The organism is Rhizorhabdus sp. P4_G5 (assembly GCF_056401065.1).
The window spans coordinates 155,521-180,753 of record NZ_JBFUKB010000011.1; the positions used below are offsets into that span (position 1 = coordinate 155,521).

The window sequence follows — 25,233 nt, forward strand, 5'->3', positions numbered from 1 at the left end:
CGGAAAGCCTATGAAGCTCGTTGTCGTCGAATCCCCCGCCAAGGCGAAGACCATCGAAAAATATCTGGGGCCGGGGCACCGCGTCCTCGCCTCCTATGGCCATGTCCGCGATCTGCCGGCCAAGGACGGCTCGGTCGATCCCGACAACGGCTTCGCGATGGAATGGGAAGCCTATGCCGACAAGACCAAGCAGCTCAAGGCGATCGCCGACGAGGCCAAGAGCGCCGACGCGCTGATCCTCGCGACCGATCCGGATCGCGAGGGCGAGGCGATCAGCTGGCATGTCCAGGAGGTGCTCAGGAAGCGCAAGGCGCTGCCCAAGGATGTCCAGCGCGTCACCTTCAACGCGATCACCAAGCCTGCGGTGCTCGAAGCGATGGCCAATCCGCGCGCGCTCGACGAGGATCTGATCGACGCCTACCGCGCCCGCCGCGCGCTCGATTATCTGGTCGGCTTCACCCTGTCGCCGGTGCTGTGGCGCAAGCTGCCCGGCGCCAAGTCGGCCGGCCGCGTCCAGTCGGTGGCGCTGCGCCTCGTGGTCGACCGCGAGCGCGAGATCGAGCTCTTCAAGCCCCAGGAATATTGGTCGGTCGCCGCCGACATGGAGCATGACGGCATCCCCTTCGTCGCCCGGCTGGTGCGCTGGAAGGGGCAGAAGATCGAGCGGCTGACGATCGGCAACGGCACGGATGGCCAGGCCGCCAAGGCCGATGTCGAGGCGGGCCGCTTCTCGGTCGCCAGCGTCGAGACCAAGCCGCTCACCCGCAATCCGCCCGCGCCCTTCACCACCTCGACCCTGCAACAGGAGGCCGCCCGCAAGCTCGGCTTTTCCGCCAGCCACACCATGCGGATCGCCCAGGCGCTCTACGAGGACGGCGCGATCACCTATATGCGGACCGACGGCGTCCAGATGGACGGCGGCGCGATCAACGAGGCGCGCGGTGCCATCGCCAAGCGCTACGACGCGTCCTACGTCCCGGACAAGCCGCGCCAATATGTCGCCAAGGCCAAGAACGCCCAGGAAGCGCATGAGGCGATCCGGCCGACCGATTTCTCCAGGGATCGCGCCGGCGGCGGCGATCACGCCCGGCTCTACGACCTGATCTTCAAGCGCGCGCTCGCCAGCCAGATGGCGTCGGCGCGGCTGGAGCGCACCACCGTCGATCTGCTCGACGGCACCGGCCAGCACGGCCTGCGCGCGACCGGCCAGGTGGTGCTCTTCCCCGGCTATCTCGCGCTCTACGAGGAAGGCCGCGACGACGAGGGGGACGAAGAGTCCCGCCGCCTGCCGCGCATGCGCGAGGGCGATGCGCCGGCCAGGAAGGCGGTCACCGCCGAGCAGCATTTCACCCAGCCGCCGCCGCGCTATTCGGAGGCGAGCCTCGTCAAGAAGATGGAGGAGCTGGGGATCGGTCGCCCGTCGACCTATGCCTCGGTGCTGCAGACGCTCAAGGACCGCGACTATGTCACGGTCGAGAAGAACCGCTTCATCCCCGCCGAGAGCGGCCGGCTGGTGACGAGCTTCCTCGAACGCTTCTTCGAACGCTATGTCAGCTATGACTATACCGCCGGGCTCGAGGAGAGCCTCGATGACGTGTCGGGCGGCCGCGCCGGCTGGCAGGCGGTGCTCGAAGCCTTCTGGAAGGACTTCAAGCCCAAGACCGCCGAGGTGATGGAGCAGAAGCCGTCGGAGGTCACCAAGGCGCTCGACGAGTTCCTCGCGCCCTATCTGTTCCCCGACAAGGGCGACGGCACCGATCCGCGGCTATGCCCGGTCTGCGCCGAGGGCAGCCTGTCGCTGCGCGGCGGCAAGTTCGGCGCGTTCATCGCCTGCTCCAACTATCCCGAATGCAAATATACCCGCCGCTTCGCCCAGGCCGGTGGCGGCAACGAAGGCGCGGATGCGGGGCCGGTGGTGCTCGGCACCGATCCGGAAACCGGGCTCGAAGTCTCGAAGCGCTTGGGCCGCTTCGGCCCCTATGTCCAGCTCGGCGAGGGCAAGGACGCCAAGCGCGGCTCGATCCCCAAGGACGTGCCGGGCGACGATCTCGATCTCGCCATGGCGCTCAGGCTGGTGTCGCTGCCGCGCACCATCGGTGCCCACCCCGAAAGCGGCCAGCCGATCACCGCCTCGATCGGCCGCTATGGCCCCTATCTGGCGCATGACGGCAAATATGCCCGGCTGGGCTCGACCGCCGAGGTGTTCGAGACCGGCATGAACGCCGCGGTGGTCAAGCTGGCCGAGGCGGCTGCCGGCGCCGGCCAGCGCCGCGGCGGCACCGAGCCGCTCAAGACCTTCGGCGAGAGCCCGGTGACCGGCAAGGAGGTCAGGCTGATGGCCGGACGCTTCGGCCCCTATGTCACCGACGGCGTCACCAACGCGACCCTGCCCAAGACTGCCGATCCCGACACGCTGACGCCCGAAGGCGCGCTCGAACTGCTCGAGGCGCGGGCGGCGAAGGGACCGGCCAAGGGCAAGAAACCCGCGCGCAAGGCCGCCGCCGCGAAGACCCCCGCCGCCAGGAAGACCGCTGCGAAGAAGGCACCGGCCAAGAAACCGGCGCCGAAAAAAGCCGCAGCGACAAAGGATTAAAGTCTGTTCCACTTAGACTGAACCGCTCATCCTGAGTAGCCATTGAGCGAAGTCGAAATGGCGTATCGAAGGCCAAGCTGCGCCCCGCGCACCATTGGCTCCTTCGATACCGGTCTTCGCCAAGCTCAGCCCCTACTCAGGATGAGCGGGTGACGATTCCATCAAGCTGAAATCAACTTTAGCCCGCCGCGCAATCCTCCGCTGCTATCCTGCTCGGCGCGTGGCGAGCCCGCTCATGCGGTTTCGCCCTGCGCGGCATCCTCGAAGCTGGCGAGATGATCGGCCATCGCCTTCGCATGGGCCGGCCGCGCCTCGCCGCGCGCGACATAGGCGGCGAGTTTGGGGTGATCGTCGAGCACGCCGGTCCCGCGCAGGCCACCGAGCACCGAGACCATCATCAGGTCGCCATAGGTGAAATCGCCGCCATCGAGCACCTCCTTGTCGCCGAGCGCGTCGGCGAGATCCTTGAGCCGCGCGTGGAGATCGTCGACCACCTTGGGGCGGCGCGCCGTGGACCAGTCGCGATCCGCCTCGAATATGTCGACCACGGCCAGCTGCATCACCCAGGGCTCGACCGAATTGAGCGCCGCGATCAGCCACTGCGTGGCGCGGATGCGCGCCGCCGGATCGGACGGCACCAGTGCCCCCGCCGTCTCGCAGATGTGCAGCACGATGGCGCCGGATTCGAAGATCTCGGTCGTCGCGTCGCGATAGGTCGGGATCTGGCCGAACGGCTGGAAATGGCGGTGCGCCTGGCTTTTCACATAAGCGAAATCGACCAGCTCGACGGCATAGGCCTGGCCGGCCTCCTCGAACGCCCAGCGCGCGCGGATATCGCGCACGAAGCCGCGGGCGAAGGGCGGCACCCAGGAAAAGGCGGTGATGACGGGGGTCATGATCGCCTCCCGCTCAGGCGACGGCGGCTTCGGGCGCGCTCATCGCGGCGACCGCCGCCTCGACGTCTATCCACATCGGCCCGAAGCCGTGGCCGTCGAGATCCTCGAAGGCGCGCGAGTACATGAAGCCCAGATCCTCGGCCGCATGCCCTTCGCGACCGCCCGCCGCCACCGCCTTCGCCGTGATCGCGTCCACCGCCTCGCGGCTGTCGCACGACAGCGCGAACAGCACCGCGCTGGTGCTCCGGCTGTCGGCGATCGGCTTGGGGGCGAAGTCCGCGAAACGCGCATGGTCGAGCAGCATGAAGTTGATCTCGTCCGACCAGCGCAGCATCGCCGCTTCCGGCCCCTTGCAGATTGTCTCGTCCTTCACGAAGCCGATCGCTTCATAGAAGGCGGTCGAGGCCGCCACGTCCGCCACCGGCAGGTTCACGAAGATCATCTTGGCCATCGCTCGGACTCCTCTGTCGAATCACTATTTGCGGATCATGCTGTTGTGAGTTAGAAAAAACAACCATGGAGTTAGAAAAGATAACCAATCCGCTGCGATGGTATGACGACGCCTGCGGCACCGCGCTGGCGATGCAGCTCATCGGGGAGCGCTGGTCGCTGCTGATCGTGCGCGAATTGATGTACGGTCCACGCCGCTTTTCCGAATTGCGTGGCGGCCTGCCGGGGATCAGCGCCAACACGCTGACGCTGCGGCTGGGTACATTGGAAGCGGCCGGCATCCTCGGCCGCCGCATGTTGCCCGCGCCCGCCTCGGTTCAGGTCTATGAGCTGACCCCCTGGGGCTATGAGAGCGAGCCCGCCATCATGGCGCTTGGCCGCTGGGCGGCAAGTTCTCCGCTGCACGATCCAAGCCTGTTCATGAGCGGCGCCTCGCTGATGATGTCGATGCGGACATTGCTCGTCGCCGATCGCGCCGCCGGGATGAAGGGGCGGGTCGCCGTGCGGCTGGGGCCCGATCGCCTCGTCGGCACGCTGGCGGACGGGCGGTTTCAGGTCAGGCGCGGCGAAGCCGACGATGCCGATGTCTCGATCGAGGCCGACACCGCCTGGCCGATCCTCTGCGTGATCTATGGTCATGAGCCGATCGAGCGCTGGGAAGCGCAGGGCCTCACGATCAACGGCGACCGCACGCTCTTCGAACGCTTCGCGACCCTGTTCCAGCTGCCGCCGAAGATCGGCGGATGAGGACATTGGACGGCGTCGCCCGCGCCGCCGTTCCTCCGGTCGGGCAGATCGGCGGCCGCCGCTGTGGTAATGCCGGCCGCATGGCGATAGGGGGGCAGCGCAAAATCAGGCAATCAGGCAGACCCATGGGCCGCAGAAATTCGAGACGTGATCCCTATGGCGACGCGCATCGCGAGGAACAGCCTCCGGCGGAGGTGGTGCCCTGCTGGCTCTGTGGCCGCCCGACCGGCAAGGTCATCGTCTGGCACCATCCCGTGCCGAAGAGCCGGGGCGGGCGCGATGTCGTGCCGATGCACTCCATCTGCCAGCAGACGCTGATCGCCAATTTCACCAATTCCGAATTGCAGCGCCATGGAATGGATGTGGAGGGCCTGCTGGCCAATCCCAATGTGCGCAAGTTCGTCGACTGGGTGGCTAAGAAGGATCCCGATTTCACTGCGACCATCGCCAGGAAGCAACGCTGATCAAGGTACCGCGAATGGGCCACCATCAAAAAACGTCCGCAAAGCGCAGCCTAGATCGCGGGAATCAATTAGTATAGTTTCCCCGGAAATCCCGGCCGCATACGGAGCATATGCCGTCGTCGAGAAGCCCTTATGCCTACCGAGAGTTCGTGACTCTGCTGGCAAAGGCTTGCCGCTGATACGGACCCGGTTGCCAACACAACAGCGCCGGCTTCAGGCATGTTTGTAGAGGCCGGGCGCCTGCAGGTCCCACTCTCCAGCAAGCTAGGCGAGCTGCTCGATCACCTCTTTCATCGCCAGACCGACTAAGGCTTTCGAGTTACACATGAAGGGTTTCACCCTCCGAAGGCACTTCGCGCGTATTCATGCAAGAGAACCATTTTTTGGAGGAACGGTGATGTCGATGGTCATCCGCGGAGCGACTGTGATGGCGGCACTGGTCTCCCTAGCTATCGCACACCCTGCCCTGGCTGAAAAGGGCGGCACGCCTACCGCCAGCGTCGGACCGGCTCCAGGTTATAGCACTGTCGATGTCGGCTCGAACGGTGGGGGTAGCGGCGACCCCAAAGGCACTCCCGCGCCCGTTGCCGGACTCGGAATTGGCGCGTTGGCAGCCCTTGGCTATCTCGCGCGAAGGTTACGGTCTCGCAAGGGCATATGAGCTTCACACCCGGGAATAACAGAAACACAATACCTATCTCTCGCTCCGGCTTTGCCCCATCGGTGCAAGGCTCGCCCTACACCAAGGCGCAATGTCGCGTGACACAGTTACATATCGTGCCCCCTTGTTCCGTTCTATCCGGAACGGTTTAGACTGTTCGGCAGGGGTTGAATTGCTGACGCTCTACTTTCCCCAATGAAAGCTGATCGGCATATCGACATCCGACGACATGCTCTTGTGAACCGGGCAAGTGAACGCCGCGGCTTCCAACACCTTCCTGTCGCGATCAGCTATGCGATGGGGGATTTGAACGCGGGTGGTCAGGCGGCCGATCCGACGTGGCCCACTTGCCATTTCCTTGTCGACAGTCACCGTCGAGCCGGTGATGTCTATATCCATCGCCTGCGCTTTGGTGCCCATCACCGTGAGAATGCAGGTCCCGAGGGCAGTTGCGACGAGATCGGTTGGCGAAAAGCCATCGCCTTTGCCCATGTTGTCGGTCGGGGCATCCGTTGTGATTTCCACGCCGGACGGACCGTGTCGCGCTCGACAGTGCAAGTCGCCCAGATACTCAATATCGATCGCTACCATGCGCCCCTCCTGCCAAAGGGGGTGAAGGAAATCGCCTTCCATGTCGAGCGCCGACGTCTTCATCACAATCGGCCACGGGTTCCGGATGCCGGGTTCCTGAAGTGCACCCCATGGGTGAGACACTAAAAGCGGGGACAGGTCACATTGGTATATGTTCCTATTTTGTTCTTGCCATTTCACCGGTTTTGCGGCAGATCGGCCATGCCATCGGCAGGGGCCTCAATGAACAAAACAAGCGGCAACATTACGGATCCAGTCGGCGGAACGGCCGACCCTGCCGCACAATCACGCCAACCCGAAATATTGGCGAGCGCCCCGCGCTGCGGAGCGCGCACCCGCGCTGGCACGCCGTGCCTCTCTCCCGCCGTGCGCGGCAGCGCGCGGTGTCGGATGCATGGCGGCAAGGGCAGCGGCGCGCCGCGCGGCAATCGCAATGCGTGGAAGCATGGCGTCTACTCCGCCCGGTTCCGGGAGATCGCCCGCTATGTGCGCGCGACGAGCCCCGCCGCGACCGCGCGCAGGCTGGCGGAGGCCGGCCTCGCCTTCGAAAAATATAAAAAACGCATAGACAACCCCATGCACCCGGAAATTCGGGCGCAATCGGGCTCCGCCGCCGCCGCCGCCGCGCCGCCGGCAGCGGAATCCCAACCATGTCCCGTCATCCCGGACTTGATCCGGGATCCCGCTTCTTCTGTTTGCGTGCCCTGCCTGCGCGCTCGGCGAAAGGCAGCGGGATCCCGGATCAGGTCCGGGATGACATCGAGGAGGGGAGAGTCCGCCCCGCTACAGCCCCATCGCCTTGTACGCCGAGGCGAGGGTCGGCGCGGCCAGCGCGCGCGCCTTTTCCGCCCCCCGCGCCAGGATCGCGTCGAGCTCGGCCGGGTTGGCGTTGAGCGCCTTCAGCCGCTCGGCGATCGGCCCGAGCTTCTCGGCCAGCAGCTCGCCCAGCGCCGGCTTGAACGCGCCGAAGCCCTGTCCGCCGAACTTGGCCAGCACATCGGCCGGGGTTGTGTCGGTCATCGCCGCGTAGATGCCGACCAGGTTGCGTGCCTCGGGCCGCCCCTCCAGCCCCTCGACCGTGTCGGGCAGCGGCTCGGGATCGGTCTTGGCCTTGCGGACCTTCGACATGATCGTCTCGGCGTCGTCGGTCAGGTTGATGCGGCTCATGTCCGACGGATCGGATTTCGACATCTTGGCCGATCCGTCGCGCAGCGACATGATCCGCGCGCCGCTGGCCTTGCTGATCACCGGCTCGGGCAGGGTGAACAGCTCGACGCCGAAATCGGTATTGAACTTGGTGGCGATGTCCCGCGCCAGCTCGAGATGCTGCTTCTGGTCCTCGCCTACGGGCACATGGGTGGTCTGGTAGAGCAGCACGTCGGCGGCCTGGAGCACCGGATAGCCATAGAGGCCGATCGAGGCGCCCTCGCGGTTCTTGCCCGATTTCTCCTTGAACTGGGTCATCCGGTTGAGCCAGCCGATCCGCGCGGTGCCGTTGAGCAGCCAGCACAGCTCGGCATGGGCGGGCACGTCGCGCTGGCGGAACAGGATCGCCTTGTCGGGATCGATCCCGCAGGCGACCAGCGCCGCCGCCATCTCGCGGATGTTGGCGGACAGCGTCTTCGGATCATTGTGGACCGTGATCGCGTGGAGATCGGCCAGGAAGAACAGGCACTCGCCCTCGTCCTGCATCTGCACCCAGCGCCGGATCGCGCCGAGATAATTGCCGAGGTGCAGGTTGCCGGTAGGCTGGATGCCCGAGACTGTGCGCTTGTGGGTCATGATGCGCGGGCTTTTGCGGTGCGGGGGCGGGGAGGTCAAGGCTCGCACGTCCCATACGCCCCACAGGCCGTCATGCTGAACTTGTTTCAGCATCCACCCCGTCACGGGAGCGAGGCCCAAGCGGATGCGTGGATCCTGAAACAAGTTCAGGATGACGGACAGGAGCCGCGCGGTTCACCGCCGCCGCCGCATCTGTCCCTTCAGCGTCGCCAGCGAATAGGCGCCCAGCCCGAACACCAGCCCGAAATAGACCAGCACCGCAGCGCCGATCATCGCCGACAGCGCCGCGACGCGCTCGATCAGGCTGCGGCCGGTCCAGGGATCGATCCACGGGTTGAGCGCGAACAGCAGCGCCGCCATCGCCAGGGTCGCCGCGATCAGCCGGATGCCGGTGCGGCGCAGCCGGTCGTCGATCGCGAAATGCTCGCGGCGGTGCAGCGTCCAGTAGAGCAGGATCGCGTTGACCCAGGCCGAGATCGCCGTCGACAGCGCCAGGCCGACATGCGCCATCGGCCAGATCAGGATCAGGTTGAGGACGAGGTTCACCAGCATCGCCACCAGCGCGATCCGCACCGGCGTCCTGGTGTCGGCGCGCGCGTAGAAGCCGGGCGTCAGAACCTTGATCAGCACATAGGCGGGCAGGCCGAGCGAAAAGGCCGCGAGCGCCCGCGCGCTGGCGATCGTGTCCTTCGCGTCGAACGCGCCATGCTGCAGCAGCGCGCGGATCAGCGGGGTCGCCGATACCATCAGCGCGGCGGTGGCGGGCAGGGTGAGCAGCAGCACCAGCTCGATCGCGCGGTTCTGCGTGTCCATCGCCGCGCGGGCATCGCCGCCGCCCAGCTGGCGCGACAGGCTCGGCAGCATCGCGGTGCCGACGCCGATGCCGATCAGCCCCAGCGGCAGCTGGTTCAGCCGGTCGGCATAATAGAGATAGGAGACCGACCCCTCGGGCAGGAAGCGCGCCGCCAGCGTGGTCGAGATCAGCAGGTTGAACTGCACCGCGCCGGCGCCCAGCGCGGCCGGCCCGATCAGCGCGAGCAGCCGCTTCACCTCCGGGCTCAGCCGCGGCAGGCGGATGCGCAGCCGCACCCCGGCCTGCCAGCAGGCGAGCACCAGCCAGCCGAGCTGCATCGCGCCCGACAGCGTCACCGCGATCGCCTGGGTCCGCGCGGTCTCGACATCGCTATGGCCCCGGAAGAACAACAGGCCGACGATCAGGCAGATGTTGAGCAGGATCGGCGCCGCGGCATTGACCCAGAAGCGGTTGAGCGAATTGAGGATGCCGCCGAGCAGCGACACCAGCGAGATCAGCATCAGATAGGGGAAGGTGATCCGCGTATATTGGGTCGCGAGCGCGAACTTCTCCGGGCCGCCATCGGGAAAGCCGCCGGTCATCGCCCAGACGATCGGCCCCGCCGCCAGCATCATCACGACGGTGAACAGGATCAGCACCGGCAGCAGCACCGACAGCACGTCCTCGGCGAAGCGCAGCGCGATCGCCAGCCCCTCGCCCGGCCGTTCGGCCTCGCCCTGGGCGACGGTGCGGTTGAACATCGGCACGAAGGCGGCCGAAAAGGCGCCCTCCGCGAAGAGCGCGCGGAACAGGTTGGGCAGCCGCCACGCGATCAGGAAGGCGTCCGACGCGAACCCCGCCCCGACGAACCGCGCCATCAGCATGTCGCGCAGGAAGCCGAGCACGCGGCTGACCAGCGTGAGCCCGCCGATCGTGGCGCTGGCGCGGAGCAGGCTCATCGAGTCACCCCTAGGCCGTCATCCCGGCGGAGGCCGGGATCTCAATAGAGGTTCGCGACATCAACTCCGTCCCCGACGAACGAGATCCCGGCCTCCGCCGGGATGACGGACCCTGTAGACGTTCAGGCTTCGCCTGCCGGCTGTGCCTCGGCGAGCTGCGCCTGCTGCTCGGCCTGCTGCATGTAGAGCGAACCGAAATCGATCGGCTCGAGCACCAGCGACGGGAAGTTGCCGTCCCGGATCGCGTCGGCGACCACGCGGCGCGCGAAGGGGAAGAGCAGGCGGGGCGCTTCGGCGAACAGGAAGGGCGGGATATGCTCTTCGGGCACGTTGCGGATGCCGAACACGCCGGCATAGACCAGCTCGACCGCATAGGCGGTGAGCTCGCCCATCTCGGCCTTCACGTCGATCTTGAGCGAAACCTCGTACACGTCCTCGCCGACCGGCTGCGAGCCGATGTTGAACTGGACGTCGATGCGGGGCTGCTCGGGCGCCTGATAGATGCCGGGCGCGTTCGGATTCTCGAACGAGAGGTCCTTCACATATTGGGCGATCATGGCGACCTGCGGCATGGTGTCCTCGCCGTTGGCAATCGTCTCGGCGGCGCCCGTCTCTTCGCTCATTATACTCTTTCCATCATCTCGTGGGGCCGGGCAATCGAGCGATCCGCTCGCGCCGGGCGATGCGCCACGCGCCTAGCAGGCGGGGCGGGACGGAGCAATGGCGGGTTGGTGGCCGGCAAGGGCGGAGCGTTCAGCCGGCTTATCGGAGCAACCCGTGCTCTAATCGCGCCAGCAGCATTTGAATATTGAAGCCTTTGTCCCTATGTTGGCGGATAGGCAGGCGCATGGAGGCCCGGTGACCACGATTGTCATTCTTGCGATGGTGTTTCTTTTCGTGGCGTTCCGCCTTTGGAGCGTGCTGGGCCGTCGCACGGGGCATGAGCAGACCATCGCGCGTCCGGCCGAGGCTGCGCCCGCGCCGATCGGCGCCGGCCGCTCCCTGCCCGACAACTCGACGCCGGCGCTTCCCGCCCGTTCGCCCGTGGTCGAGGCGCGCGCCGAATCCGGGGTGCGCGCGATCTCGATCGCCGACGGCGGCTTCGATGCCGGCCATTTCCTGGAAGGTGCGCGGTCGGCCTATCGCATGATCCTCGAGGCCTATTGGCGCGGGGACGAAGACGCGTTGCGGCGCCTGACCGACAATGACGTTTATGACGCCTTCGCCGCCGCGATCGCCGAACGCAAGGCGAGCGGGCAGGTGCTCGACAATCGCCTCGTCTCGATCGAGAGCGCGGTCATCGAGCAGGCGCGGCTGGCCGGCCAGACCGCGAGCGTCACCGTGCGTTTCGAAGCAGACATCGCCGCCGTCACCCGCGACACCGAAGGCAATGTCATCGCCGGTTCGCTGACCGACGCCGTGCCGACGCACGACGTGTGGACTTTCAGCCGGAACGTCCGCGCCGACGATCCGAACTGGATATTGGTCGAAACCGACGAGGCAGCGTGATCCGTCGTGTTGGCGCGGGGCTTGTCGGCCTCGCGATGCTCTCCGCCTGTACCGTCGTTCCGACCCCCGGGGGTACCGATCGCGCGCCGCCGCCGCATCATGCGCCGCGCGTAGCGACCCCGTCGCCGTCGCCGGCACCGACGACGCCAGCCCCCGCTCCGAAACCGGCGACTGCCATTGCCAGCGGCGTCCAGCAGGGTCCGTCCGTCACCAGCTTCGCGATCGCGCCCGATGTGGCCACGGCGGCGCTCGTCGCCTTCCGCCTGTCCTGTCCTGGCCTGCAGCGCCGCACCGACGCCAGCGGCCTCACCCTGGCGGGGGACTGGTCGCAGGTCTGCGCGCAGGCCTCGGGCTGGCCCGACGGCGACGCGATCGGCTTCTTCGCGAACCAGCTGGCGGTGGTGCAGGTCGGCGATGGCCAGGCTTATGTCACCGGCTATTACGAGCCGGAGATCGCCGGCTCGCGCACGCCTGCGCCGGGCTATGAGGTGCCGGTCTACAGGCGCCCACCCGATCTGGTCGAAGGCGATCTCGGCGATTTCTTTCCCGAGCTGAAGGGCAAGAAAATCCGCGGCAAGGTGCAGGGCGGCAAGCTCGTCCCCTATCCCGATCGCGGCGAGATCGAGGACGGCGCGCTCAGGGGCAAGGCGCTCGAGATCGGCTATGCCGCCGATCCGGTCGAATTCTTCTTCCTCCAGGTCCAGGGTTCGGGCCGCCTGCGGCTGCCCGACGGCTCGGTGATGCGGATCGGCTATGACGGTCAGAACGGGCGCGACTATGTCGGCATCGGCAAGCTGATGCGCGACCGCGGCCTGCTCGGCCCCGGCCAGCTCTCGATGCAGGGCGTGATGGCCTGGCTGCGCGCCAATCCCGCCGAGGGCGACGCGATCATGCGGGAGAACAAGAGCTTCGTCTTCTTCCGCGAGCTTACCGGTGCCGGCCCGATCGGCGCGATGAACGTGCCGGTTACCGGCCGGGTCAGCGTCGCGGCCGATCCGGCGTTCGTGCCGCTGGGTGCGCCGGTCGTCCTCCAGCTGGACCGCGCCGAGGCGAACGGCCTGTGGATAGCGCAGGACACCGGCGGTGCGATCAAGGGCGCCAACCGCTTCGACAGCTTCTGGGGCGCGGGCGAAGACGCCCGGACCATCGCCGGCGGGATGAGCGGCCGAGGCCGGGCCTGGCTGCTGATCCCCCGCATCTCGGCGGCACGGCTGGCGGAGGGCCATGGCGGGGCGGCGGCTCGATCCTGAGGAAAGCGCGCTCTGGCAGCGCGTCACCGCAACGGTGCGCCCGATCGCGCGGCGGCAGCCAAAGCCCACCCCCGCGACGCTTGCCGAAGTGCCGGCAGTGCCTGCGGCGAAGCGCGGCCGGGTTCCCCCGCCCCGGGTGCCCGCGGCAACGCCGGTCGCCCAGCAGAAGCCGCTCGCCGACAGTCTGGATGGCGGCTGGGACCGGCGGCTCCGGCGCGGCGTCACCCAACCCGACTGGACGATCGACCTCCACGGCCACACGCTCGACAGCGCCCGCCGCACGCTCGACGCCGCGCTCGACCAGGCGTTGGCGGAAGGGGTGCGGGTGTTGTTGCTGATCACCGGCAAGCCGCCGCGCGACGGCGACCATGACATCGACGGCCGTCCCCGGCGCGGGCTGATCCGCGCCTCGGTGGCGAGCTGGCTGCAGTCGTCGCGCCACGCCGGCCGCATCGCGGCGGTGCGCAACGCCCACCCCCGCCATGGCGGCGCCGGCGCGCTCTACATCATCCTGCGGCGCGAGCGGGATTTCTGACAAGGAAAGGCCGTGCCGCCCTTGAGCAGCACGGCCTCCTTGAAGCGGGCGAGCGCCTAGCCGGGGCTCAGTCGGCTGACTGGCTTCCCGAGCGGGTTCCGGTCTTGCCCTGCCGTCCCGAAGCCTTGGCGTTCTGGTTTTCCGCATGCTGGTTCTGCGACTTGGCGGTGTCCTTGACCTCGCCCTTGCCCATTGCCGACACCAGGACATTGCCCGAACCGCTGAAATTGCTGGCCGGCAGGCTGGCGGTGCTGTCGCCCACCTTCATGACGACCGACTGGACCGTGCCGTTCGCGGTGGAGCGGACGTCCTGCACCGTGCCGATCGCCCGGCCGCCGGCATCCCGCACCACCATGCCGGGTGCGACATCGAAGGTGCCGGCCGCATTGGCGGCGGCGGTTCCTGCCAGCGCGAGCTCGCCGACGCTGCCCGCCGCGCCGCCGGCGGCGCTGCCCGAAGCCGAGCCACTCGACGCCGCCGCACCGGTGGCGTTGCCGACTGCCGAGCCGGCGGCCGAGCGGGCTTGACCAGCCGTCGATCGGGCAGCGGATGCGGCGCTGCCGGCCGCCCCACGCACCGCGTCGGTGCCGATCAGTTGCGCATCGGCGCTGCCGCCAGCCGACCCTGCCGCATTGCCGGTGACGCCGTTGAGGGCACCGCCGACACTGCCCGCGCCGTTGCCGCTGCCCGATACCTTGCCGCTGTGACGATCGACGCTGTGCGAACCGCTGGCCGAGGCGCTATGGTCCAGCGAACCGGTCACACCCGAGCCGAGCGAACCGACACCACCCAGGCTGCCCGCTCCGCCGAGGCTGCCGCCGATCATGCCGCCCAGACCGCCGCCGAGACCGCCGCCGCCGCCCAGCAACTGGGCCGACGCCGGAGCGGTCATGATCGCGAGCGTAGCCGCCGCGCTGCTCAAAAATAGCTTGTTCATCGCTCTCATCCTATTCCGTCGACGGCGTCATGCGCCGTGCAATGAGGCAACGGAACGGCCCACCCCTTTCATCCCTGAAAACGGAGATTTTTTATTTTCCCTATAGATCAACGCGTTGCGCAGGAGCCGCACACCACGCCACGGCCGTAGAGTCGGGCCGAGCCGCTTTTAGGCGGCATCGCCTCGGCCGTCAGCAGCGCGATGGCACGCGTTCGGGGCAGGGATCCCGAGACGGCCAGGCGCGCCAGCCGCCCAGTCACGAAAGGGGCTGCGAAGGAGGTGCCGCGCACCTTGATCGTCCCGCCGGCCGCGGTGGCGGCGAGCAGGTCGGCGCCCGGCGCGGCAAAGTCGAGATGCGCCGCCTCGCCCGCCTCGATCAGCGCCCGGCCGCGCCCGTCCACGCCCGTGACGGCAATCACCTGCGGGCAGGAAGCAGGAAAGGCGGCGGGGGCGGCAGCGCCATCATTGCCGACCGCGGCGACCATCAGCACGCCGCGTTGGTCGGCCGCGGCGACGACGCGCGACAGCAGCGGATTGGCGGGCCCGGCCAGGCTGATGTTGACCACCTTCGCGCCGCTCGCCGTAAGCCATCCCAGCGCCCGGGCGATCGTCACCGCGTTGCCGCCGCGCGGATCGCGGCCGTAGATGTCAGCGGCGAGCAGCCGGCTCTGCGGCGAGACTCCCCGGATCGCCCCGCGACCGACAAGGATCGAGGCGATGGCGGTGCCATGGTTGTCGGGGGCCGGCGCCCCTTCGGCAAAGCCGCGTTGAACGATCCCGGGTGGAAGGGCGGGGTGTTGTGCAACGCCGCCGTCAATCATGCCGATCGCGGCGCCTGGGCCGGTCGACAAAGCCGCCGCCGAACCACCGCCCGCAACCATCGGCGCGCCGCTTTGCCGGTAGAGCGGATTGGACTGGACGACTGCCGATGGCGCGAGCCTGGCGAGAAGCTTCTCGGCCTTTGCGAGCGGCATGCCGGGGGGTACGCGCAGCCGCACCATGGCAATGTCGAGCCCTTCGACATCGGGGCGGTCGATGACGGCGAAGCCGGCTGCCATGGCCGCCGCTATCATGGCCGGTGTCGGATCGAGGGCGATCAGTTCACCTTTCACGGCGGGATCGCCGCGTGCATCGAACTCGAGCGCCTGCGGATTGCGGCGGACCAGTGCGCCGAGCTGGTCGAGCCGCGTCCGCGCCAGCCGATCGACCAGCCCGCCCGCTCGCTCGGTCGCCTCTGTAACCGCCTCGCCGATTCGGCCGCCCAGCCGGTCGACGCCGCCAGCCGCCTGGCCGAGGCCGCCGCCGAGGGAGGGCAGCAGCTGGGCGATCGCTGCGCCCGACATCGTCAGCAGCGCGGCGAGGGCCAGGGCAGTAGCGCGGCTGCGCATGGGATCGACTTCCTTTCAGGACCGTTATGATCAACGAATTTCAGCTCGGGTGGTTTCATGGGATTAAACGTGTCAGGTCATCCGTTTCATCCTCGAGGACGGCATCGCACGGCAAGCGGGCTGTCGATGGGCGGAAGGAGAGGGCCGGCTTGACCCTGTTCGAACGCGAGTTGCTGGCGTTGCTGCCCCGGCTGCGGCGCTTTGCGCGTGCGCTGGCGATCGATGCTGCCGACGCCGACGATCTGTGCCAGGTCGCGCTCGAACGCGCGTTGAAGGCCGAGGCGCGGTGGGAGCGAGGAACGAGACTGGATTCATGGATGTACAGGATCATGCGCAATTGCTGGATCGATGAGGTGCGCGTCCGCAAGCGCCGCAGCCAGACGTTCGTTGCAGAAGAGGAAGGCGTCGGGGTCGGTCAGGCTGACGACCGCCGCATCGAGGCCCGGGTCGAACTCGGCAATGTCGATCGGGCGATGGCAGCGCTGCCGCCCGAGCAGCGCGAAGTCATTGCGCTGATCCTGGTCGAAGGACTGGCCTATCGCGAGGCGGCCGAACTGCTCGACTTGCCCATGGGTACGGTGACATCGCGGCTCGTGCGCGGGCGGCAGGCGCTGATGGAGATGCTGGGAGAAGCGGCGTGACCGAGGAACAGATCATCGCCTATGTCGACGGCGAGCTTGGGCCGCTCGAGGCACTGCGTTTCGAGCGCGCGATGGCGGGCGATCCTGCGATCGCCGCCGCGGTCGGCCGCCACCGCAGGCTGCGCGCCATGATCGAGAGCCATTTTGCGCCGGCCGCCAGCGAGCCGGTGCCGGCGCGATTGACGAACATGATCGACGACAATGTGGTAGCCTTCCCGCAGCGCACGCGCAGCCGGTTCGGCGACAGCGGCCGCTATGCCGCACTGGCGGCGACGCTTGTGGCCGGCCTCGTCCTGGGCCAGCTCCTGTCGAATCGTGGGGCAACTCCGCTCGGGGAGCGCGACGGCACGGTGGTCGCGCAGGGCGTACTTGCCCGCGCCCTCGATACGCAGCTCGCATCGGAGCCCCAGGCGACGGCCTATCATATCGGCGTCAGCTTCCGCAGCATCGACAATCGCTATTGCCGCACATTCAGCGGTGCGGCCGGTGCGGGACTAGGTTGTCATGGCCGTTCGGGCTGGACGGTGGAGCGCTTCGTAGCCGGCCGGCCGCGCGAACAGGGCGGTGCCTATCGCCAGGCCGCAAGCCCGTCCGCGGAAATCCTTGCCGCCGCGCAGAACATGATGGCCGGTACGCCGCTGGACGCGGAGCAGGAGCGAAGGGCGCAGGCACAAGGCTGGGGCGAAAGCGCGAGCGGAAGCTGAACCCGGACTTTCGAAAGGATGCCGATAGGTTTCAGCGATGAAATATTCGGGCAATCTAGGGGTTCGAAAGGAGCGCCACGCCACAGCTGCGGAAGGACTCCGCTTATGCCGCTCCAGCCGGTTTCGACTATCTTGCCCGCGGGCACTCACTTCAAGATCACTGCCGCCGGCTGCGAGAACGGCCGCCACTCGGCGATCGGCAGCAGCAAGGTCGAGATCGGCGGTGTCGTTCACGCCACCTGCCGCCATTGTGGCTGCGAATTGATGCGCCTCGGCGCATCTCGCCGCTGGTTCCGCACCGGCGAGATGGGCGGCTAGTCCTCGTCCGTTAACGCCCTTGGTTGCGCCAGCGGCCTATGACATGCTCGACGAGCGCATCCTCGTCGCCGCTCTGGCGCCACAGCTCCGAGAAGACCGGATCGTTCGACGCGGGGCGAAGCCCTTCCTCGAGGTCGTCGAACGCAACGCGGAACGGGATCGAGACACCTTCGCCGCAGATGATCGCCTCGCGGTTGCGCAGCGCCGGGATGGCATCAAGGAAGCTGCGCGCGCCTTCGGGCATCGCAGCCTTCACGAAAGCCTGGTCGCGCTCGTTGTTCAGGCGCATCGCGATGATCGTGCCGCACTGGGACAGCACGCCTTCGGCGAGGTCCGATGGGCGCTGCGTCACCAGTCCGAGCGATACGCCATATTTGCGGCCTTCCTTGGCGATCCGTTCTAGGATCTTGCGGACCGGGCCATTGTTGGTCGAACGATCCGACGGCACGTAGCGATGCGCCTCCTCGCAGACCAGCAGCACCGGATGCTGCGCCTGGCCGCGCGCCCAGATCGCATAGTCGAACACGCAGCGCGCCAGCACCGAGACGACCACCGAGGTAATCTCGGACGGCACGCCCGACACGTCGATTACCGAGATCGGCTTGCCCTCGCCGGGAAGGCGGAAGATGCGCTTGATGAAGCTCTTCATGCTGTCGCCGACCAGCATGCCGGAGAACATGAAATGGTAGCGCGGATCGGAGCGGATTTCGTCGATCTTCTGCTTGAGCCGCAGATAGGGTGCGCTGTTCGACGCCTTGTCGAGCTTGCCCATCTCGGTCTGGATGATGTTGCAGAGATCCGACAGCACATAGGGAATCGGACTGTCGACGGTGATCCGGGCGACCGTCTCGGCGGCGCGGTTCTTCTGCCGTGCCGCGAGCAGGCATTTGGCGAGGATGTCGGCATCGGTCTGGCGCTCGGCGCCGGTGGTGGTCAGCAGCACCTCGCAATGTTCTTCGAAGTTCATCAGCCAGTAGGGCATGGCAAGGTTCGACACGTCATAGGCTGCGCCGACGCTGGCGAAGGCGGCGTCATATTCGCCGTGCGGGTCGATCATCACGATATGGCCGGCGGGCGCCAACTGGCAGATCCGGTGGAGGATCAGCGCGGTGGCGGTCGACTTGCCGGTGCCGGTCGATCCCAGCAGCGCGAAATGCTTGCCGAGCATAGCGTCTATCAACAGCGCTGCGCGGGTCGAGCCGGTCGGGTGGACGGTGCCGATCTCGACATGCGGGACACTGCCGGCGCTGAAGATCGCGTTCATGTCGCTGCTCGACACGGCGTGCACCGGGGTGCCGGGCAGCGGATAGCGGGTAACACCGCGACGGAAGGCCGCGATTTTGCCTGCGGCGTCGAGCATGCCTTCGCCGAGAAAGGCGATCTGCGCGCTTACCTCGTTGCCCTCATGGCCGAGGCCGTGGACCGACGCGATCACGCAACGTCCGGCTACTGTCATCTTGAGCATCGAGCCGATCTCGCCCGCCATGGCGACTGCGGCGTCCGAATCCTGGGCGATCAGCCGGAGCATCGCCGGATCGAGCCTCGTTTCGGCGCCACTGCCGGAGACCGTTTCGATCCGGCCCAAAGCGGCCGTGGCGAGGCCGGCTGCCTGTTCGAACGAAGCTCCGCCGACAAAATCGTTCATCCGACCGCCATTTCCTGTCTCTGACATGAGCTGCCTAGTCGATCGGGGTTAATTCTCCTCTAAATCCGGCCCTATTCTAACTCTTCCCTTCCGCGAAGGCTGAAGTCAGCTCGCTACTCGCGCAGCCGCTTGAACGCGGCGCTCGCCGCCCAGCCGAGGCCCAGCGACAGCAGCACCGCGAACAGGCCATAGAGGAAGCTGTGCCGTACCGCCGCGCGGGCGACGAAGGCCTCCATGCCCGACTTGTCGATGTCGATGTCCCGCGTTGCAGCAGCGATGACGCGGCCCTTCTCGATCAGGAATGTCTCGGCGGTATAGCGGCCGACCGGTACCCGCGCGGGGATCGCGATGCGTGCGCGATAGAGCACGCCTTCGCTGATCTCGACGCCGCGCGCCGTCTCCGAATAATAACCGCCGCGACGCTTGAGATCGATCAGTCCCTGCTCGAACCGTCGGTCCTCGGCCGGATCGCCGCCGCTCGCGGGTGACAGCTGGAGATTGTCGATGCCGAGCTCGTAGATCACCGCGGTGCGGTTATCGACGATCTTGTCGATTTTCCGCGACGAGGCGAGCGCGTAGAAGGAGGGGACGGATCGGAAGTCGGCGCTGTCGGCGTTGATCCACATCCCGGCGATCTTGCGCTTCTCGCGGATCAGCACCGGCTCGGCCGGGCCCTTCACCACCACAGCGATCTGGGCGTCGTCGCTCGGCGCCCGTCCGCCCGGATATAGAATGGCCCCGAACAGCAGAAGCTCGGCACCGGTGAAGCTGTAGATGATCTCGATCTTGCGCTGCGAGACATCGGGCACCAGCCGCGGGCTTTCCGCGGAGACCAGCAACGGCGCCAGCAGCAGGAGCAGCGGCCTTCTCACAGCCCCTGCACCGTGAAGATTTCCGGCGGGCGCCAGGTTAGCCCGAGCAGCATCCGGATGGCCACCACCAGCACGATGAAGGCGAGCGCGAGGCGCAGATATTCAGGCTTGATGGTCTGCGCCATACGCGCGCCGATCTGGGCGCCGGTAACGCTGCCGACCAGCAGCAGGCCGGTGAGGACGAGGTCGACCGCCTGAGTGGTCAAGGCATGGATCAGGGTTGTCGTGGCGGTGACGAACAGGATCTGGAACAGCGAGGTGCCGACCACCACCCGCGCCGACATGCCCAGGATGTAGATCATCGCCGGCACCAGGATGAAACCGCCGCCGACCCCCATCAGCACCGTCATGACGCCGGTCAGGAAGCCGAGCAGAAAGGGTGCGAGCGGCGAGATGTAGAGCCCCGACTTGTAGAAGCGCCAGCGGAACGGGAGCATCGCGATCAACGGGTTGTGGCGCTTGCCCTGCATGCTCGGCCGCTCGCCCCGCCATTCAGTGACCAAGGCATGGATCGCTTCGCGCGCCATGACGAGGCCGATGCCGCCGAGCATAAGCACGTACATGACGTTGACGACCGTATCGATCTGGCCGACATTCTGGAGGACGCGGAACAGGAAGCCGCCCAGCAGCGATCCCAGCGCGCCGCCCGCCACCAGCACCGCCCCCATATGATAATCGACGCCGCCGCGGCTGCCATGCGCCAGCACCCCCGAGACGCTGGCCCCGGTGATCTGCGGCGCCGACGAGGCGACCGCGACCGCGGGCGGAATGCCGTAGAAGATCATCAGCGGGGTGGTCAGGAAACCGCCGCCGACGCCGAACATCCCGGACAGCAGGCCGACCAGCCCGCCCAGGCCGATGATGACGAGAATATTCACCGAGAGGCCGGCAATGGGCAGGTAAAGATCCATGGCCAAGGGCTAGAGCATTTTGGGCGCGCGAGGGAAGGGCGAGCTCATCGAAAATGCGGGCGGAGGACGGAGCCTTGCGCAAGCCCGCTTGCAAAATCCGTCATATCGGCGGAGGCCGGAATGACGCTTGGAAGCGGGCACGATCTGCAGATATCCTCCTCCTGCCTCTGCGGAGCGCGCGGATTGGCCTTGCCGACAGCGCATGTCGCGATATAGCTAGGCCATGGTTCCCTTTTCGTTCTGCGCGGTCGACATGTGCGCCTTGCCTGAAGGCGGGCTGTTCCATAGCGCCTCGCGCAGCCTGCTGCTCGCCGACCTCCATCTCGAAAAGGCGAGCAGCTATGGTCTGCGCGGGCAGATGCTGCCGCCCTATGATTCGATCGAGACGCTGCGGCGGGTCGCCGCATTGGTCGAGCGCACAGGCGCCGTGGCGCTCTATTGCCTGGGTGATTCCTTCCACGATCGCGATGGCCCCGGACGGCTGCCGGACGAAGCGCTGGGCCTGCTCGGGCTGCTGACGGCGAAGACCCGCTGGGTGTGGATCGTCGGCAACCATGACCTGGCGATGTCCAATCCGCTCGGCGGGCACATCGCGACAGTGGTGGAACTCGATGGCATGGTGCTGCGCCACGAGGCCGATCCGCGCGAGACGCGGCCGGAGATTTCGGGCCATTATCACCCGAAATATAACGTCACCCTGCGCGGCCGGCGGGTGTCGCGGCCCTGCTTCGTCGCCGGACGGAGCAAGCTGATCCTGCCCTCCTTCGGGGTGCTGACCGGCGGCATGAACGCTGCCGATCCCGCGATATTGCGCGCTGTCGGTGCCGACGCCCGGGCGCTGATCGCGGTCCAGGAAAAGCTGCTGGATTTCCCGCTGGCGGCGTGATCCGGAGCTACCCGATCGGGTAGACGGTCACCGGCTGCTTCTGGAAATGGTTCGGGAAGGCCACGCGCAGCGCCTCGACCTTCGGCAGGTCATTATAGACGATATAGGGATAGTCGGGCTTCCGGGTCAGGAAATCCTGATGGTATTTCTCAGCCGGGTAGAAGCCGCGGTAGCGCTCCACCCTGGTCACGATCGGCGTCTTCCACAGCTTCGCCGCGGCGAGCTGGGCCAGATAGGCATCGGCCACCGCCTTCTGCTGCGCCGTGGTGGGGAAGATCGCGGTGCGATATTGGGTGCCGCGGTCGGGGCCCTGGCGGTTGAGCGTCGTCGGATCGGCCACGACCGCGAAATAGATGCGCAGCAGCGTTCCGTAGCTCACCCTGCTGGGATCATAGGTGATCTTGACGGATTCGGCGTGGCCGGTCGAACCGGATCCGACGGTCTCATAGGAGGCGCTCTGGGCGGAGCCGCCGGCATAGCCGGACACCGCCGATTTTACGCCGTCGACATGCTGGAACACGCCCTGCACGCCCCAGAAGCAGCCGCCGGCAAGCACCGCGACGGCGCTATTGCCGGCCTCGGGCGGATCGATCGCGGGCGCAGGTGCGCGGACGATCGGCCCGGCGTCGACCTTGGGCGCGGGCGCAATGGCAGGGCTGCGGGTGGCCATGGTGCCGGCCGCCGCCAGAAGCAGCAGTCCCGCCGAGAGCCCGGCGATCAAAGGCCGGTTAGGATTGTCCGTCAAAGGGGCATCCTTTTTTTCCATCTTGTGTCGATTATGTCACACAGATGGGCATGCGCCAATCATTATCAATGATAGGCGATTTTGATGAAGCCTCGGCGTCCAACGGCAGGCCTTCGCCTGCCGTTGCTTTACGCGATGGACGCGGCGCCTGCCCTCCGCGCGTCCATGCTCGCTCCTACCGCAGGGCTGCCGTTGCCGTCTGGATACGCTCGCAAGCTTCGGTGAGGATCTTCTCGGAGGTCGCGTAGCTCACCCGGAAGGCCGGCTCCAGTCCGAAGGCCGCGCCCTGCACCGCGGCCACCCGCGCCTCGTCGAGGAAATAGTCGATCAGGTCAGTGTCGTTGGCGATCACCTTGCCAGCCGGGGTGGACAGCCCGATCAGCGCCGAGACATCCGGATAAACATAGAAAGCGCCTTCGGGCTGCGGGCAGTGGATGCCGCGCGCCTGATTGAGCATCGACACGACCAGATCGCGGCGCTTCTGGAACGCATCGTTGCGCTCCTTCAGGAAGCTCTGGTCGCCGTTGAGCGCCGCCGTGGCCGCCGCCTGCGCGATCGAGCAGGGGTTCGAGGTCGACTGCGACTGGAGCTTGGCCATCGCCTTGATCAGCGGCTGCGGGCCGCCCGCATAGCCGATCCGCCAGCCGGTCATCGAATAGGCCTTGGAGCAGCCGTTGATGGTCAGCGTGCGCTCGTAGAGATCGGGCGCCACCTGCGCGATCGTCGCGAATTCGAAGCCATCGTACAGGATATGCTCGTACATATCGTCGGTCATGATCCAGACGTGCGGATGACGGCGCAGCACCTCGGCTATCGCCTTCAGTTCGTCCGCGCCATAGGCGGCCCCGCTCGGGTTCGACGGCGAATTGAGCAACAGCCACTTGGTCTTCGGGGTGATCGCCGCTTCGACCTGCTCGGGCGTGACCCTGTAGTTCTGGGCAGCGCCGGCCTTGATGAACACCGGCGTGCCGCCCGCGAACTGGACGATGTCAGGATAGCTCACCCAATAGGGCGCCGGGACGATCACTTCGTCCCCGGTCGAGACTGTCGACACCAGCGCATTGAACAGGGTGTGCTTGCCGCCCACGTTGACGCTGATCTGCGAGGCCTCATAGTCCAGGCCATTGTCGCGCTTGAACTTCGCGGCAATCGCGGCCTTCAACTCGGCGGTACCGTCGACGTTGGTGTATTTCGTCTTGCCGGTGCGGATCGCCTCGATCGCGGCTTCCTTCACGAAGTCCGGCGTGTCGAAATCGGGTTCGCCTGCGGAAAGGCCGATCACGTCGACGCCCTTCGCCTTCAGCTCAAGCACCCGGCTCGTCATGACGAGTGTGGGCGAGGGCGAGATGCGGTTGAGGGCAGGGGCGATGAGGCTCATTGCGAAGCGCTTTCCTGATTGGTCTATGTGGGAAACGGCCGCGCTATAGGCGAGTAGTCGCCAGCCCTCAACCTTGGTCGTGCGGTCCCGCGACCAGCTTCGCGGCGACAAGGCCGCGCAGCGAGTTGCCGATAAAGAAGCCATCGGCCAGATCATCCACGAGGACATCGCCTTCTACGGCATGGCCGTTTTCGATAAGGCGGTTGCGCAATATGCCTGGCATCAGCGATCCGGTAGGCGGCGTTACGAGCCGTCCATGGCGCTTGACGAAGATATTGGTGAAGCTGCCCTCCGTCAGCCGCCCGTCTTCGCGAACGAACAGCACTTCGAAGGTTCCGGCGGCGCGGCGGGCATCGTCGAGGAAAGCCCTGTCGCTGGTCTTGTGCACCAGGCGCGGATCATCAGGTGCGACCGGCAGCGGCATGATGGCGCAATCGACGGGCCCCTCCGCCTTGGGCGGCATGGCGCGCACCTCGATCGCGCGGGCGCCGCTGGGCGACAGCATCAGGCGGATCCGCGCGTCCTCCACCAGGCGGAAGGTCGCCGCCTGGAGATCGTTGCGGCAATCATGGCGATCGAATGCGAATCCAAGCGCTTCGGCGCTGGCCTTCATGCGCGCGAGATGCGCTTCGAGTTCGACGAAACCGTCGATCGCCTCGAATCGCATCGTCTCGATCAGATCGAATGCCCCTGCCGCCATAGCGACCAACTGCCCCTGTCCCACCTGCCGTAATTATCGCCATGCTGCCCGGTTGGTTGCGACCCGGCAATATGTATCAATCCAGTATCTCCCGGATTTCTGGCGTTGATCGTCGAATCCCGCAACGCGCCATGGCTTGCAATGGCGGGTTGCAATCGTCATGTCGAGCCCATGACCAGCCCCGCCGACACGCCGCTCAAAGCCGTCATCATCCCGGTGACCGCTTTCCAGCAGAACTGCACCCTGATGTGGTGCACGCAGACGATGAAGGGCGCGTTCGTCGATGCCGGCGGGGATCTCGACCGGCTCAAGGCTGCAGCTGCCCAGCATGGCGTGACGATCGAGAAGCTGCTCGTGACCCATGGCCATATCGATCATTGCGGCGGCACCGGCATATTGGCCGAGGAACTCGGCGTGCCGATCGAGGGACCGCATCCGGAGGATCGTTTCTGGATCGCCCGGCTCGGCGATGACGGCCGCAGCTACGGCATCGAGGGCAGGCCGTTCGAGCCGGACCGCTGGCTCGACGATGGCGACCAGGTGACCGTGGGGGACTTGGTGCTCGATGTCATCCATTGCCCAGGGCACACGCCGGGCCACGTCATCTTCCATCACGCACCGTCGAAGCTCGCGCTGGTCGGCGATGTGCTGTTCCAGGGCTCCATCGGGCGCACCGATTTTCCCCGCGGCAACCATGGGGACCTGATCGAGTCGATCACGAAGAAGCTATGGCCGCTGGGCGGCGACACCGCCTTCGTGCCTGGGCATGGCGCCATGTCGACCTTTGCGCATGAGCGGGCGAGTAATCCCTTCGTGGGGGATCGGGCGGTCGGCACCTGAGATATCTGTTCTCGAGCGCCGGGCGGCCAGCATCCGCT

Annotated in this window: 25 protein-coding genes and 1 pseudogene; 12 read left to right on the top strand and 14 right to left on the bottom strand. The window is 66.8% G+C overall.

The annotated features are described in order from the left end of the window. Window positions 1-10 precede the first annotated feature (10 nt). Entirely contained in the window at window positions 11-2,593 is a 2,583-nt protein-coding gene (gene topA / locus AC1DQK_RS17505) for a type I DNA topoisomerase (RefSeq protein ID WP_477872853.1), read from the top strand. Between the two features lie 233 nt (window positions 2,594-2,826). On the opposite strand, the gene AC1DQK_RS17510 is transcribed toward topA, so the two are convergent. After that, the gene (locus tag AC1DQK_RS17510) at window positions 2,827-3,489 is read right to left on the bottom strand and encodes a glutathione S-transferase family protein (protein WP_477872855.1); all 663 of its coding nucleotides are present in this window, start codon (window positions 3,487-3,489) and stop codon (window positions 2,827-2,829) included. A gap of 13 nt (window positions 3,490-3,502) precedes the next feature. Continuing rightward, a complete protein-coding gene (locus AC1DQK_RS17515; RefSeq protein ID WP_477872857.1) occupies window positions 3,503-3,940 on the bottom strand; it encodes a VOC family protein in 438 nt (145 codons plus the stop codon). A 65-nt stretch (window positions 3,941-4,005) separates the two neighbouring features. Here AC1DQK_RS17515 and AC1DQK_RS17520 point away from each other — a divergent pair, with 65 nt between their 5' ends. Together AC1DQK_RS17520 and AC1DQK_RS17525 are read left to right on the top strand one after the other, a co-directional pair. Then, window positions 4,006-4,686, top strand: a complete 681-nt coding sequence (locus tag AC1DQK_RS17520; protein WP_477872859.1) for a winged helix-turn-helix transcriptional regulator — start codon at window positions 4,006-4,008, stop codon at window positions 4,684-4,686. Window positions 4,687-4,811: 125 nt separating this feature from the next. Further along, complete coding sequence (locus AC1DQK_RS17525) at window positions 4,812-5,150, top strand: hypothetical protein (RefSeq protein WP_477872933.1); 339 nt, start codon at window positions 4,812-4,814, stop codon at window positions 5,148-5,150. A gap of 844 nt (window positions 5,151-5,994) precedes the next feature. Here the strand turns inward: AC1DQK_RS17525 and AC1DQK_RS17530 are convergent. Further along, window positions 5,995-6,402, bottom strand: coding sequence for an OsmC family protein (locus AC1DQK_RS17530; protein WP_477872861.1), 408 nt, complete (start codon window positions 6,400-6,402; stop codon window positions 5,995-5,997). 222 nt (window positions 6,403-6,624) lie between these two features. Between AC1DQK_RS17530 and AC1DQK_RS17535 the strand changes: the two are divergent. After that, a pseudogene (locus AC1DQK_RS17535) lies at window positions 6,625-6,774 on the top strand (hypothetical protein); the annotation flags it as partial. Window positions 6,775-7,185: 411 nt separating this feature from the next. On the opposite strand, the gene trpS reads toward AC1DQK_RS17535, so the two are convergent. The 3 genes from trpS to secB form a co-directional block, all read right to left on the bottom strand. Beyond that, a complete protein-coding gene (gene trpS / locus AC1DQK_RS17540; RefSeq protein WP_477872935.1) occupies window positions 7,186-8,184 on the bottom strand; it encodes a tryptophan--tRNA ligase in 999 nt (332 codons plus the stop codon). A gap of 174 nt (window positions 8,185-8,358) precedes the next feature. Continuing rightward, the gene (gene murJ, locus AC1DQK_RS17545) at window positions 8,359-9,936 is read right to left on the bottom strand and encodes a murein biosynthesis integral membrane protein MurJ (protein ID WP_477872863.1); all 1,578 of its coding nucleotides are present in this window, start codon (window positions 9,934-9,936) and stop codon (window positions 8,359-8,361) included. 122 nt (window positions 9,937-10,058) lie between these two features. Continuing rightward, complete coding sequence (secB, locus tag AC1DQK_RS17550; protein WP_477872864.1) at window positions 10,059-10,559, bottom strand: protein-export chaperone SecB; 501 nt, start codon at window positions 10,557-10,559, stop codon at window positions 10,059-10,061. A gap of 235 nt (window positions 10,560-10,794) precedes the next feature. Here secB and AC1DQK_RS17555 point away from each other — a divergent pair, with 235 nt between their 5' ends. From AC1DQK_RS17555 to AC1DQK_RS17565, 3 genes are read left to right on the top strand one after another with little or no spacing between them, the layout of a single operon-like run. Further along, window positions 10,795-11,445, top strand: coding sequence for a Tim44/TimA family putative adaptor protein (locus AC1DQK_RS17555; RefSeq protein WP_477872865.1), 651 nt, complete (start codon window positions 10,795-10,797; stop codon window positions 11,443-11,445). After that, window positions 11,442-12,695, top strand: a complete 1,254-nt coding sequence (gene mltA, locus AC1DQK_RS17560; RefSeq protein ID WP_477872867.1) for a murein transglycosylase A — start codon at window positions 11,442-11,444, stop codon at window positions 12,693-12,695. Before AC1DQK_RS17555 ends, mltA begins: the two co-directional genes overlap by 4 nt. Further along, entirely contained in the window at window positions 12,670-13,230 is a 561-nt protein-coding gene (locus tag AC1DQK_RS17565) for a Smr/MutS family protein (RefSeq protein ID WP_477872869.1), read from the top strand. Before mltA ends, AC1DQK_RS17565 begins: the two co-directional genes overlap by 26 nt. Window positions 13,231-13,297: 67 nt before the next feature. Here AC1DQK_RS17565 and AC1DQK_RS17570 read toward each other — a convergent pair whose 3' ends face one another. Then, complete coding sequence (locus AC1DQK_RS17570) at window positions 13,298-14,167, bottom strand: hypothetical protein (RefSeq protein WP_477872871.1); 870 nt, start codon at window positions 14,165-14,167, stop codon at window positions 13,298-13,300. Between the two features lie 107 nt (window positions 14,168-14,274). Next, window positions 14,275-15,555 (bottom strand): S8 family serine peptidase, encoded by a 1,281-nt coding sequence (locus tag AC1DQK_RS17575; RefSeq protein ID WP_477872873.1) that lies wholly within the window; start codon window positions 15,553-15,555, stop codon window positions 14,275-14,277. Between the two features lie 149 nt (window positions 15,556-15,704). Here AC1DQK_RS17575 and AC1DQK_RS17580 point away from each other — a divergent pair, with 149 nt between their 5' ends. The 3 genes from AC1DQK_RS17580 (at window position 15,705) to AC1DQK_RS17590 (ending at window position 17,218) form a co-directional block, all read left to right on the top strand. Beyond that, a complete protein-coding gene (locus AC1DQK_RS17580) occupies window positions 15,705-16,196 on the top strand; it encodes an RNA polymerase sigma factor (protein ID WP_477872875.1) in 492 nt (163 codons plus the stop codon). Further along, a complete protein-coding gene (locus AC1DQK_RS17585; RefSeq protein ID WP_477872877.1) occupies window positions 16,193-16,900 on the top strand; it encodes an anti-sigma factor family protein in 708 nt (235 codons plus the stop codon). The genes AC1DQK_RS17580 and AC1DQK_RS17585 overlap by 4 nt, the downstream gene beginning before the upstream one ends. A 105-nt stretch (window positions 16,901-17,005) precedes the next feature. Next, entirely contained in the window at window positions 17,006-17,218 is a 213-nt protein-coding gene (locus AC1DQK_RS17590) for a hypothetical protein (protein ID WP_477872879.1), read from the top strand. A 10-nt stretch (window positions 17,219-17,228) separates the two neighbouring features. Here the strand turns inward: AC1DQK_RS17590 and AC1DQK_RS17595 are convergent, their stop codons facing one another. The 3 genes from AC1DQK_RS17595 to AC1DQK_RS17605 all read right to left on the bottom strand — a co-directional run bounded on the left by AC1DQK_RS17595 (window position 17,229) and on the right by AC1DQK_RS17605 (window position 20,646). Continuing rightward, entirely contained in the window at window positions 17,229-18,863 is a 1,635-nt protein-coding gene (locus tag AC1DQK_RS17595) for an ATP-binding protein (protein WP_477872881.1), read from the bottom strand. A gap of 113 nt (window positions 18,864-18,976) precedes the next feature. Beyond that, window positions 18,977-19,735 carry a TIGR02186 family protein gene (locus tag AC1DQK_RS17600; protein ID WP_477872883.1) on the bottom strand — a complete coding sequence of 253 codons (759 nt, stop codon included), beginning with the start codon at window positions 19,733-19,735 and terminating at the stop codon, window positions 18,977-18,979. Further along, entirely contained in the window at window positions 19,732-20,646 is a 915-nt protein-coding gene (locus AC1DQK_RS17605) for a sulfite exporter TauE/SafE family protein (RefSeq protein ID WP_477872937.1), read from the bottom strand. The genes AC1DQK_RS17600 and AC1DQK_RS17605 overlap by 4 nt, the downstream gene beginning before the upstream one ends. Before the next feature lie 223 nt (window positions 20,647-20,869). Here AC1DQK_RS17605 and pdeM point away from each other — a divergent pair, with 223 nt between their 5' ends. Further along, window positions 20,870-21,532: a ligase-associated DNA damage response endonuclease PdeM gene (pdeM, locus tag AC1DQK_RS17610; protein WP_477872884.1), complete on the top strand. Its 663-nt coding sequence runs from the start codon at window positions 20,870-20,872 to the stop codon at window positions 21,530-21,532. A 7-nt stretch (window positions 21,533-21,539) separates the two neighbouring features. Here the strand turns inward: pdeM and msrA are convergent, their stop codons facing one another. The 3 genes from msrA to AC1DQK_RS17625 all read right to left on the bottom strand — a co-directional run bounded on the left by msrA (window position 21,540) and on the right by AC1DQK_RS17625 (window position 24,355). Further along, window positions 21,540-22,277, bottom strand: coding sequence for a peptide-methionine (S)-S-oxide reductase MsrA (gene msrA, locus AC1DQK_RS17615; RefSeq protein ID WP_477872886.1), 738 nt, complete (start codon window positions 22,275-22,277; stop codon window positions 21,540-21,542). Window positions 22,278-22,452: 175 nt separating this feature from the next. Beyond that, window positions 22,453-23,655: a pyridoxal phosphate-dependent aminotransferase gene (locus AC1DQK_RS17620; RefSeq protein ID WP_477872888.1), complete on the bottom strand. Its 1,203-nt coding sequence runs from the start codon at window positions 23,653-23,655 to the stop codon at window positions 22,453-22,455. Between the two features lie 67 nt (window positions 23,656-23,722). Then, window positions 23,723-24,355 (bottom strand): aminotransferase class IV, encoded by a 633-nt coding sequence (locus AC1DQK_RS17625; RefSeq protein ID WP_477872890.1) that lies wholly within the window; start codon window positions 24,353-24,355, stop codon window positions 23,723-23,725. A 171-nt stretch (window positions 24,356-24,526) separates the two neighbouring features. On the opposite strand from AC1DQK_RS17625, the gene AC1DQK_RS17630 reads away from it, so the two are divergent. Continuing rightward, window positions 24,527-25,195 carry an MBL fold metallo-hydrolase gene (locus AC1DQK_RS17630; RefSeq protein ID WP_477872892.1) on the top strand — a complete coding sequence of 223 codons (669 nt, stop codon included), beginning with the start codon at window positions 24,527-24,529 and terminating at the stop codon, window positions 25,193-25,195. The last annotated feature ends 38 nt before the right edge of the window (window positions 25,196-25,233 follow it).